This is a genomic window from Metabacillus sp. YM-086, from assembly GCF_048059995.1.
GTDB lineage: Bacteria > Bacillota > Bacilli > Bacillales > Bacillaceae > Metabacillus > Metabacillus litoralis_B.
In genome coordinates this window covers 79,417-91,473 of record NZ_JBLUOI010000008.1, presented here as the reverse complement: position 1 = coordinate 91,473, position 12,057 = coordinate 79,417, and the positions used below count along the sequence as shown (strand labels likewise).

The window sequence follows — 12,057 nt, the reverse complement described above, 5'->3', positions numbered from 1 at the left end:
CCTTCCTTCCTCTTGTACATTTCAGATCATCATTTAAGGCGCATTCCATTAGCAAATGAGTCTGCACCGACAAATTTTCTAGCAGCCAAAAGCAGGATAATCGTAGGTAGAGTTAAGATAACAGAGAACACCGCACCTGCTGTACTCGGATAATCTGCTATGATGGAATACATAATAACTGGCATCGTTTTATAATCCGGGATTCCTACGAGTAAGGTTCCTTGTGCTTCATCTAAAGAAGATAAGAAAGTAAATACTGAAGCCACAATTATTCCCGGCTTAGCCATCGGTAAGGTAATATACCAGAACACTTTAAATGGTGATGCTCCAGCATCGCGAGCTGACTCCTCCTGTGAACGATGAACATTCTCAAATGCAGCCGAAGGAATCCATGTCATCAACATGAGAGTATTAATTAAATGAATTAATATGATGCCGATGAATGTATTCATTAATCCGTATTGATAAAACAAGACAGCAATTGCAACGTATAATCCCATTTTCGGAAAAGCATTTGTTAGCAAAAAGGAGAAGAGGAAAAACCTCCGTAACGGAAAGCTTATCCGAGCAAAAGCATAAGCTGCAGGAATACAAATAATTAGTGAAATCATTGTAACAAGCGTTGCAATAAGAAATGACAACCACATCGATCTTAGGATTGATTCATCCGCTAAGACAAAACTCCACCACTCAAGCGACCAGGACGTTGGCAATTTATCTGGATATTGCCATTCTCCAGAAAACGCCAGTAACAGTAGATTTAATAAAGGACCAAAAAAGAATAGCAGGAAAACTGCAAGTAGAATGAATTCTACAATTTTTCTCTTACCAAGCGTTTTAAAATACCACAATGTCTCATCTCCTCTCATTCCCTTTAAAAGGTACTCAAGTTAAATCATTAAAAGGTCTATACCTCTTATATATAAATTACCAAATGAATATTAACTATTTTTATATAAATTGTAATTTTATTGTAAACATTTGCACTCTATTATACTGTTAACTTCAGGTTGTCTATACCTCTCAAATAAATTTAAAAATAAAAACCGATCAATTAGATAATCGACCGGTTTTCCCCATTCATTAGGTTTATATATTATTATCGAGTTCTGTTTACAGTGAATTTAAAAACATCATTTCTAAAATAGTCCAAAGAATAAAGAACTGGACGATTTTGATAGTCGTAATGAAGTTGCTTTAATAACAAGACTGTTGTTTCAGGACGAATTAGGAGTTTCTGACAATTACGATCTGTATGAAGCGGAACAACAATCTCTGTTGTTGCTCTACTAATATCAATCTTACACTCTTTTTTCAAGTAATCAAATAAAGAACCAATAGATCCTTGATTGATCATTTTCTTGTTAACAAGTGATTCAGCTAAGATATTCTGCGAAAACACAACTGGTTCTTCATTTGCCGTTCGTATTCTTTCATGAATAATCACCTCTTCACCTTCATTAAGTTGAAGAAGATCTTGCCACTCAACAGTTGGTTCTAAAACTTTGATTCTCTCTCGTTTCTCCCCATCCTCTAAGCCTGCATATTTTATCATGGAAGTAACACTCATTAGTTTTTCTAAACTATTTGGCGTTTTAGGGAGAGGGTTAACTACGAATGTTCCCACACCATGCCTTACATAAACCTTTCCCTCTTCCTCAAGCAAACGGATAGCAGATCTCACAGTTTCACGACTCACTTTAAACTCTGTCGCTAACACAACCTCAGAAGGTAAGCGATCTCCTGATTCCAATATCCCTTCTTGAATATCTGTTTCAATCTTTTCTTTAATCGATATATAAAGAGGCTTCACTCTATCCCTCCCTCTATCCATCATGAGGATTCTCAGTTTCATCAGACAATATTTTCTCTTTAATCGTCTTCAGTTCTTTCATACATGTTTCATTATATGGTTATTTTGTTATACCGAGCAATAACATATTTGACTACTTAAAGGAAGGCAACTAATACACGATATTAAAAAGGCACCTGTCAACAAGTGCCTTTTAACAAACTCATATCTTAAATCGATTCAGTAACTCTCTTAATTCTTCGCCAAATTGGGCTGTCTTTTCAATAGAAGTCGTAATATCTTGAATAGATAGTAGCTGTTCTTCTGAAGAAGCAGCAACTTCGCGAATATAGTTTGATGACTCCATTGATTTCTGAGAATTGTCTTTAATAACATGTTCCACATCTTTAACTTTCGAAAGCAGATTTTCAATTTCAATGAAAATCTTGTCAACTTCATATGAACTCTCTTCAGAGGATTGGTGAACAAGCTGCAGGCTGTCATTTACTCCCTCTAGCTTTTGCATTCCTGTTCCAAACTGATTTGTACTCGATTCTATTTGAACTACAGCATTTGAAGTTTCAGCTACTATTTCATTTACTAACTCAGAAATTTGATTTGCTGATTGAGCTGATTGTTCTGCTAGTTTTTTCACTTCATTTGCAACAACGGCAAAACCTTTTCCATGTTCGCCTGCTCGAGCCGCCTCGATTGAAGCATTTAGTGCGAGTAAATTAGTTTGTGACGTAATATCAGTAATCATCTCAACAATATTCCCAATTTCAGAAGATCTATTACCTAATTTCTTCACAATCATAGATGAACTAAGAACAGACTGCTGAATATCAGTCATTTGATTCATCAATGTTTTTATCTGTTCATTTGCCTGCTCAACTTCTTTATATGCATTCTTAGTTTTAACTGAAACAATAGAAGAGTGGTCTTTAATGTCCGACACACCTTTTGTGATATCATTTATAGATTCAAGATTCTTTTTATTCCCTGTTTCTTGCTCAGTTGAAACCTCTGCTGCTTGTTGCACATTTTCCGTTACAATACCAGATGTTTGCACCATTTCTTCAGCTCTCTCTGATAAAATTAACGTGCTTTCAGAAACAACTTTTCCCTTGTTAAGAATACCACCCATTAAATCTTGTAAACTATCTAATAATGCATTAAAGTTAGTTGCTAATTTACCTACTTCATCTCTTCTATTTATATTTAATCTTTGCGTTAAGTCTCCCTCATTATTGGCAAGCTCTTCAATTTTTTCATTAACTTCTTTTATCGGTTTTAAAGACTTATTATTAATAAAATAATTAATGACAGCACTTATCACGATAAAGATAAGGGTAATAATAATGAAATAATTCAACAGTGACTGTGCATCAGCATAAGCTTCTTTTGTTGGTACTGAAATCATGATTCCCCAGTCCATTTCTGATGCCTTACTATAGAAAACCAAACTATTTTCACCATTAAAATCAGTCTCGATTACACCAGTTTCGCCATTCATGCTTGTTTCAACCAACTTGTCTAAGTCGCTATTTTTATAGTCTGCTATTTTTTTATTTAGCACATCTTCTTTCTTTTGACCCGCAACAATTGTCCCATCTTTTGTAAAGATCGTCACATATCCGCTTTCACCTAAAGATACGTTTGAGATTATACTCATTAAACTTTCAATTTGATGGCCACCTGAAGCAACCCCAACAACCTCTCCGTTATTTCCGTAAATTGGTGATGATGATAAAACAATTGGAGCTCCATTTAAGCTCGGTGATTGAGATGGAACTGGATTATATGTTTTTGTAAGCTCACTCATTCCACCTTTATAATGTTCATAATCTGAAACTGGGATTTGTGCTCCTCCCAGATAAAGAAAACCAGCAGCATCCATAAAAGCAAATGCATCTGGATTATCCAATCTTTCTGCGATTCTAGTACTTAGCGAGTCAGCTTCTTCCACATTTCCCGCTTTTAATCCACCCGCTTCGGCTATGTACTGCATCGTTTCCTGCTTTCCTTTAATCCAAATATCAATATTTGCTTTAACTGACTCAAGCTGACTATATGCCTGGTCTTCAAATCTGTCATAAATGATATCCTTTGCCTTCATATAGCCAAATACCGAGATGCTAATCATAGAAATTGTAATTAACACACTTATAACAATTGTATTTTTTATCGCTAATCTCATTGTTGTACTCTCCTAGTTTCCATAAAATATAAGTAAAAAGACTCATTTGAACCTATGTTATTTATCGGATAATTAGCCTGTTATTTTAATATACTTTTTCATCATATAGGAAATATTTTTATATACCTTAGGGGCTTGTAAATGCCATTTCCATACTTCCTCACGAAATGAAAACGAGGTGAGAAACGTTATCACTTTTTCTTTTTTTGTTAGAATATGAACCAATCTATAGTATAATAAACTAATAGACAAAGTGCCGGGGGGGATCTTGATGATTGAAGTAATTACCTATGCAGAGTGTGTTCTAAGATTAAACACAAAAGAAAATTATGAACAATTCGTTACAAGCATGTTGATGAACCTTTCGAACGAAATTATCACAGAAAAAATTGTTTCCATTTCAGCCCCACAAATAAATCCGAAAAATCAAGCACTTGAAACAAATGTATTGGCAAAGTTCTGTTTATACATTCCAGAGGATCATCAAAATAAAAATGTTGAAGAATATGTAAACGCTATTCTACCATTCCTAAAGCGATATTTACCAAAATGCAATGATATTACAAGCACAAAAATTGTACAGATGAAACGAATCCTCCAAACGTAAAAGGAGGAAAGGCCTTAAATACCTTTCCTCCTTTTAATTATGTTCTTCTACATTAACTTTTCATTGTATAAGTTTCGATATTTCTTTGGGGTTATTCCTTCCACTCTTCTAAACGTGGCCACAAAATGACTTACATCATTAAAACCAATTGAACCGGCAATTTCCTTTAGTGACTGTTCTGAATTAGAAACTAATTTCTTCTTTGCTTCACGAATTCTAAGGTTAATTAAAAAAGAATATGGGCTTGTACCAAACGTGGTTCTAAATAAGGCACTTAAATTCTGCGGACTCATATTTGCCTTTTTAGCCATCTCATTAAGCCCAATATTTTCTTGATAAACATGCTCTAGCCACTCAACAACAGGCCTGATCTTATCATAATTATTTGATAATGATTGTTGATTTTTAAGTTTGCCATATTTCTTTAGCATAATAATAAAACTATATAAATCACTAGATAGATCCAACTTCGAAAATTCTGTATCTCTTTCGACATTTTTTAGTATCCCTTCAACCTGTTTAGAAAACGGTAAGTCTTTTGATTCTGAATATAACGCATTAAAATTTATATCCAAGGAATTCAATATAGACTCAGCTGAAGCCCCTCCAAATGTTATGTATAAAGTTGACCACTCTGTGTGTGTGGAATAATAAGAGTGAGGAGTAAAAGGCGTTAATAAAATCCCTCTTCCAGGAGTTAATAAATGTCTTTCTCCTGAAAATGAAAAAGTACCTTCTCCTTTCACTGTTTGCAACCAATGAAAATATGGATATCCTTCTGGTCGAGCAAAATCTTCTTCTTGGGGATTATAGCCAATACTCTCGATAAACAAAGGTAATGATTTATCAAAGGAAGAGAATGTATAGCGAATTTTACCTTGCTTCATAATAGCCCCTCCCAAAAGTAACCGATTACAAAATAAACAAAAAGCAAGAACTAATAGGAAGCTTAGTTCATAGAAGTTCTTACTTTTTAATAATCTCTAATTATTTTTCTTTAAAACATAAACACCATATGGTTTAATTTCAAAAGTTGTATTTATATATTTTTGTGTTAGTAAATCATAATATTTATGATCATTTACTAAAGTAAGCTTTTTAACTGTATTGTTAAAATTCATAACAAAAATATAAGCTTCGCTTCCATCCGTTCGCACTTGTACACTTACACCATTTGGAAGATCTTCACCGACTATTGAATTTATTCCTAGTTGATCTACTAACTTCCCGTAGAATGCATCATAAAAATCACTTTGATTTCTTGATGCCAGATAGTAAGCTTGACCGTTACCAAATTGATTCACTGTAACAGCTGGTGTATCAACATAAAAGTCATGCTCATATTCAGCTAAAACTTGAGCCCCTTCCGTATGAATCACTTCACAGTAATCTTTAGCTTGATAGGTACCATGTAAACCAAGAGTGTTATCAGAAAAGAATGTAATTTCATTATAATCATTTTCATATAGTGTATCAATTTCTTCAGACCAGATCCCAAGTACATTTCTAAGAGGACCTGGGAAGCCACCTAAGAAACAAAGATCGTTTTCATTGACTATGCCACTCCAGTACGTTGCTACAAATATCCCACCATTTGATACAAATTCTTCAATTCGTTCTGCAACACCTGGCTTAACCATGTATAACATTGGGGCGATTAATAGTTTATACTGAGAAAAATCTTTATCCATTGAGATCACATCTACAGGTATCCCCTTTTTCCAGAAGGATTGGTAATGAGATTGACAAGTTTTAATATATTTTTTGTTCGCTTTTCTTAAAGCCTGCGCATCATCTATAGCCCATTGATTTTCCCAATCAAAAACAATTGCTACCTCCGACTTTACAGATGTTCCTACCACTTCTTGTATTCGAGATAAATGATCTCCTAGCTCAGCTACTTCACGGAATACTCGATTATTCTCATTTCCAAGGTGGTCTACAACCGCTCCATGAAATTTTTCAGATCCTCCTCGACCTTTTCTCCATTGAAAATATAAAATGGAGTCGGCACCATGAGCAACTGATTGCAAAGATGATAACAAATGCATGCCAGGTCGCTTAGCTTTGTTCACCTCATGCCAATTCACTAAACTTGGCGTAGATTCCATAATTAAAAATGGCTTTCCATTTTTCAAAGAACGAAAAATATCATGAACAAAACCAACGTCTGCTGCAAGCTCCCATGTTTCTTGATAATCTCCATGCCAAGCAGGGTAACTATCCCATGTAACAACATCAACTTCTTTTGAAAATTTATTATAATCCAAACCGAGATATGGCCCCATATCCGGATAATTCCCCATAAAGTTAGTAGTAACTAAAATATTTGGAGTGATCTCTCTTAGTGGTATAATTTCATTTTTGTAAAAATCAATCGTTTGATCAGTGACAAACCGTTTCCAGTCTATATTGTGTCCATGCACTTGATTTTCTCCATGCGGAGCAGGTGACTCAATTTGTGACCAATCATTAAAAGCATGACTCCAAAAGCCTGCCCACCATGCATGGTTTAGTTCATCTAAATCATGATTATACTGTTTCTTAAGCCAATTTCTAAATGCCTCCTGACACATATCACAGTGACACTCCCCACCATACTCATTGGATACATGCCACATCACAAGGGCAGGATGATCTTTATACCTCTCCGCTAATAGTCTATTTAATTGCTGTGTTTTCTCTCTGTAAACGGGTGATGTTATACAATGATTATGCCTTAACCCATGTAAATTTCGCTTGCGATTTTTTTCAACACGCAACACTTCTGGATACTGCTGTGACAACCAGGCTGGTCGTGCTCCACTAGGAGTTGCCAATATTACATTGGAGCCTCGCTCTGCCAAATCATTCATAATTCGATCAAGCCATACAAAGTTATAGACACCTTCTTCTGGTTCGATAGCACTCCATCCAAAAATATTTAAAGAAAAAGTATTACAATTTGCAAGTTTCATTAATCGATAGTCTTCCTGAATGATTTCAGGATATCGCAGCCATTGATCAGGATTATAATCACCACCATGCATAAAACCTTTTACTCGCTCATGGATGGTTGGATATCTATTTACCATATTAAGTCTCCTCATGCTAAAAATTCTGTATTAAGTTAAGCACTACTCCTTCACCGCACTACCAAGCATTCCAGAAATAAACTGTTTTTGCAGCAACAAGAAAAAGATTATGATTGGTATTGTCGCAATGGTGATTCCTACCATAATCTGTCCATAGTCAATCATTGAAATACCTATTAAACTCGATAATGCAACTGGGATGGTGTACATTTCTTCAGATGTTGTTGCAACTAACGGCCACATAAAATTATTCCATTGCATCATAAATAGATATATGGCTGTAGCCGCTAATGCAGGCTTCATAGAAGGTAAAACGACTGTTAAAAAAATCCTCAACTCTCCTGCGCCGTCAATACGGGCTGACTCAATTAATGAGCTTGGAAAAGCCAAAAAGTTTTGCCTCATTAAGAAAATCGCAAATGGAAAACACAATTGTGGTGCAATCAAAGCAAAATAAGTATTAAGTAATTCAAATTGTGTCATCATTCTAAACAACGGTATGATCGTTGCTTGATACGGAACCATCATTGATAACATAAAGGCTAAAAAGATAACATTTCTCCCTTTAAAATAAAACTTTGATAATGCATATGCAGCTAATGTACTAATAATTAAAGAAAGGAAAACAAATACCAACGATACGAACAAGGAATTGAACACAACACGACTAATTCCTATAGCATCATTTAAATTTGTTAAGTTCGTCATAAATTCATTACCAACTGTTAATGTCGGAGGGTTCGTAAACATCTTACTCGTATGATTTGTCGATCCAATAAACATCCAATAAAACGGAAAAATGGATACGATTAGAAAGATGATAAGTAAAAAATATAAGAAAAACTTCTGTAATCGCTGTTTATTTTTACGGTTAGTCTCAGCCATTTTATTCATCTCCCATTATTTTTAGCTGAAATATTGATAAAGCTGCTACAATCAGTACAATGACATAGGCAACAGCAGATGCGTAGCCAAACTCAAAATAACTAAAACCTACCCGATAAATATACAATCCTAATGTTAATGTAGAGTCAGCAGGTCCGCCCTTCGTTAAGTTAAATGGTTCGTCAAATAACTGTAGTGTTGAAATAGTGGATATGATCGCTGTAAATAAAATGACCGGCTTTAGTTGTGGGACAGTAATATTTAAAAATTGTTTTACTTTACCGGCACCATCTAAGGAAGCTGCTTCATATAGCTCATCTGGTATGTTTTGCATGGCGGCTAAATAAATAACCATGTTATATCCAGTCCATCTCCAAGTCATGGACATAATGATAGAAACCTTTGCCCAAAATGGATGAGATAGCCACTTAATTTGGTCTACCCCAAAATAAGATAAAAACTGATTAATCAATCCCGAATCTTGCAGCATGATTGAAAATAAAATAGCGTATGCAACTAAAGAGGTTACAGCAGGCATAAAAAAACCAACACGGAAAAAACCTCTAAATTTGAGCAACTTACTGTTCAGAGCATTTGCTAGAATTAACGCTAAACCTAACATAATCGGTACTTGAATGATTAAAAATATAAAAGTGTTCTTTAACGCTTCAAAAAAGACAGTATCTTTCATTAAACGTGCATAGTTTGATAGTCCAGAAAATACATATGTTCCATTTTCTAAAGTTTGAAAGCTTAATAATAAAGAAGACAGTATAGGGTAAGCCGTGAAAACTAGGAACAATATGAGTGCTGGAGCTAAGAACAGATAAGGTGTATACCTATTAGATGACATATCAAATCCTCCATTACCATACAGATAAAAGGAAAGTTATCAAAAGAAAATATCCCTTTTGATAACTTCTTTACTTTTTAATATTATTGAAGACGAGTTTCGACTCTTTGTTTTGCACCTTTAAGTGATTCTTTCACATCTGAACCATTAACAACTTCTGCTTGAGATTTAATAGCTTCTTCACGAGCAACAACATCATTTTCTGTATAATTTACAGTCGGAATTTTTTCCATTTGACCAGCAAAGAATTCCCATGCCTTTTGGCCTCCAAAGTATTCTAGAGGTTGACTAAATAACTCAGATTCATAAACTGGTGCGTATGTTGGGAATAATCCACCCTCCATAGCAAGTTCTTGAACTTCAAATGAAGTTGTGAAAAATTCAAGAAAATCATAAGCTAAATCAACATTTGGACTATTTGAAGTAATTGTAAATGAACTACCTCCTTGGTTAGCAGCTCCTGCTCCATCCTCACCGAAAGTTGGAAGAGCCATCGCTCCCCAGTTTCCTGCTGAATCAGGAACTTGTTGTTGTAGCGTACCAATTAACCAAGCACCAGCCATTGCTGTTGCAGTTTGTCCATCTGCAAGTGAAGCAACCCATGGGCTCCAGCCATTTGTTCCAAGTAATAAATCATTTTCAGCTAAATCTTTCATTAATGTAGAAGCATTAACTGACTCTTCAGAACCTAATACAACATTTCCATCATTATCAAAGTAACCTAATCCTTGTTGACTCAATAATATTGTGTAAACTGTAGACTCATTAGCGTCATAACTTAACATGCTTACGCCTGTTTTTTCTTTAATCTTTTTTCCTGCCTCAATGTAGTCATCCCACGTCTTAATTGAGTTAGCATCTACACCAGCTTCTTCAAATAAATCTGTGCGATAGAATAATCCAACTGGGCCAGCATCAAACGGGAATGCATAGATACTTCCATCATGAGTTACACTCCCAAGTTTATATTCTGGGAATTGATCTTTATGATCGTCAAAGCCTTTTTCAGATAAGTTCACAAATGAATCTGGAAACTTACTAAATAAACCTGATAAACCATCATCAACATTTAACATTGCATCTGGTAAACCTTCTCCACCAGCTTGCAAACCAATCTTCAATTTTTGATCAATATCCGTATTATTCATTTCAACAACATTTAATTTAAAATTTGGGTGTTCTTCTTTATATAACTCACCAGCTTTTTCTAATACTGGTACATTGATATTTGTTGCCCAAATTGTAAGCTCTTCGTTGGATGCCTCCGCACCTTCTCCTTTTCCTTCTTGAGATGATCCTGAAGACCCACTACTACAACCACCAAGTAAAAGAATTGCAATTAACATAAAACTAAATAATGGTGATAATTTTTTCATACTTTCTTCCCCCTCTTTGTTATAACTATAAAAAACTTAAGGTAACCACCTATCCTCATGTAGGTTTCATTACCCCTTGTTTAATAAGGTTGACCTTATTATAAAACGGTTACATTTAGATTAAAATATAAGATTCTGTTTAAATAATATAAGAATATGAAACTAAAGATATCCTATTTAAGATTCTTATAAACCAACTTTAAAAGCCTTTCATATTTTTATATGAACCTTATGAAAAGGGACAATAGGGACAGGTACCATGTCCCTACACCGCAAAAAAAGAGGAGCCGAAAATTTCGACACCTCCTTACACTTCAAATGTAAATACGAATACCTTTATTAATCTTTATAGAACTCAACATTATCCACATTAATCCAATTATTTGCATTAGCATCTGTCCAAAACCCAAATTCTACTTGACCATTTGTAACATTAATATTTGTTATAGTTAGCTGAGTCCAAGAATTCGTTGTTGGTATTGCCGTATTTCTTTCTGTTCCTCCAAAGTTTTTAACATACATTTGACTTTGGTTAAAGCCTCCACCACTCTTTACCCATGCTTTCATTGTATAAGTCCCGTTCGTTAACCCTGTTTTAATCTGATAGGTACTAACCTGATAAGGAGTACTCTTCCAATGAGATAGTCTGTAACTTCCAGAGTGTCCTCCAAATTCAGTATAATTAGCATTATCATTTGAATTTGACCAAGTAGACCAGCCTGAAGGTGTCTGTGTAGCTCCATCAGTTTCAAATCCAGGATTTATAACAAGGTTCATTCCTTGACTAGAGACCGCATCAAGAAAAGCATCAATTGCTGTAGTATATTGTAAGACGTTTGTTGCTACCTCTTTGGTTGCACCTAATGGATAACCATCAGGTAGAACGCTTGAGTGTGACTGAGGCTCCCAATAAAATACCCCAATCCCTTTTCCATTCGGTACACTTTTCACTACATTAATTGTATCGTTAATAGTCCAATAAGAATCGTTAGGATTACTTTCATCCCCACCTACCTCTACAACCATAACTTCCTTGTTGTAACGAGAAGCAATGTCATTCAAGTTATAGGACAATTCATCTGTAATTTCCCAATAAGGTTGACCATCCCAGTATGGATAGAAAGATACACCAATTACATCGGTCTTTCCACCATTGCTAAAAAATTGATCGAACCACCATCTAAACAAACAATTTTTCCAGAAAATCATTTAAAATAAATTAAAATAGTGAGATTTATGAAATTTCTGTCTTTTGACAAAACAAATTGAC

At 34.8% G+C, this 12,057-nt stretch carries 10 protein-coding genes; 1 reads left to right on the top strand and 9 read right to left on the bottom strand.

The features are described from left to right. Positions 1-29 precede the first annotated feature (29 nt). From ACEWK1_RS05675 to ACEWK1_RS05665, 3 genes are all read right to left on the bottom strand, one after another. Complete coding sequence (locus ACEWK1_RS05675; protein ID WP_247339339.1) at positions 30-869, bottom strand: ABC transporter permease; 840 nt, start codon at positions 867-869, stop codon at positions 30-32. A gap of 230 nt (positions 870-1,099) precedes the next feature. Then, positions 1,100-1,813 carry a GntR family transcriptional regulator gene (locus tag ACEWK1_RS05670; protein ID WP_247339337.1) on the bottom strand — a complete coding sequence of 238 codons (714 nt, stop codon included), beginning with the start codon at positions 1,811-1,813 and terminating at the stop codon, positions 1,100-1,102. Positions 1,814-2,015: 202 nt separating this feature from the next. Continuing rightward, complete coding sequence (locus ACEWK1_RS05665; protein ID WP_247339336.1) at positions 2,016-3,992, bottom strand: methyl-accepting chemotaxis protein; 1,977 nt, start codon at positions 3,990-3,992, stop codon at positions 2,016-2,018. Between the two features lie 271 nt (positions 3,993-4,263). Here ACEWK1_RS05665 and ACEWK1_RS05660 point away from each other — a divergent pair, with 271 nt between their 5' ends. Continuing rightward, the gene (locus ACEWK1_RS05660) at positions 4,264-4,599 is read left to right on the top strand and encodes a hypothetical protein (RefSeq protein WP_379053521.1); all 336 of its coding nucleotides are present in this window, start codon (positions 4,264-4,266) and stop codon (positions 4,597-4,599) included. 47 nt (positions 4,600-4,646) lie between these two features. On the opposite strand, the gene ACEWK1_RS05655 is transcribed toward ACEWK1_RS05660, so the two are convergent. From ACEWK1_RS05655 to ACEWK1_RS05630, 6 genes are all read right to left on the bottom strand, one after another. Beyond that, positions 4,647-5,486: an AraC family transcriptional regulator gene (locus ACEWK1_RS05655; protein WP_247339332.1), complete on the bottom strand. Its 840-nt coding sequence runs from the start codon at positions 5,484-5,486 to the stop codon at positions 4,647-4,649. Positions 5,487-5,582: 96 nt separating this feature from the next. After that, positions 5,583-7,673: a beta-galactosidase gene (locus ACEWK1_RS05650; protein WP_379053523.1), complete on the bottom strand. Its 2,091-nt coding sequence runs from the start codon at positions 7,671-7,673 to the stop codon at positions 5,583-5,585. 42 nt (positions 7,674-7,715) lie between these two features. Beyond that, positions 7,716-8,558: a carbohydrate ABC transporter permease gene (locus ACEWK1_RS05645; protein ID WP_379053525.1), complete on the bottom strand. Its 843-nt coding sequence runs from the start codon at positions 8,556-8,558 to the stop codon at positions 7,716-7,718. A gap of 1 nt (position 8,559) precedes the next feature. Continuing rightward, a complete protein-coding gene (locus ACEWK1_RS05640) occupies positions 8,560-9,411 on the bottom strand; it encodes a carbohydrate ABC transporter permease (protein ID WP_247339328.1) in 852 nt (283 codons plus the stop codon). Between the two features lie 83 nt (positions 9,412-9,494). Beyond that, positions 9,495-10,787: an ABC transporter substrate-binding protein gene (locus tag ACEWK1_RS05635; RefSeq protein ID WP_247339326.1), complete on the bottom strand. Its 1,293-nt coding sequence runs from the start codon at positions 10,785-10,787 to the stop codon at positions 9,495-9,497. Positions 10,788-11,126: 339 nt separating this feature from the next. Continuing rightward, positions 11,127-11,975, bottom strand: a complete 849-nt coding sequence (locus ACEWK1_RS05630) for a glycosyl hydrolase 53 family protein (RefSeq protein ID WP_247339325.1) — start codon at positions 11,973-11,975, stop codon at positions 11,127-11,129. Between the last annotated feature and the right edge of the window lie 82 nt (positions 11,976-12,057).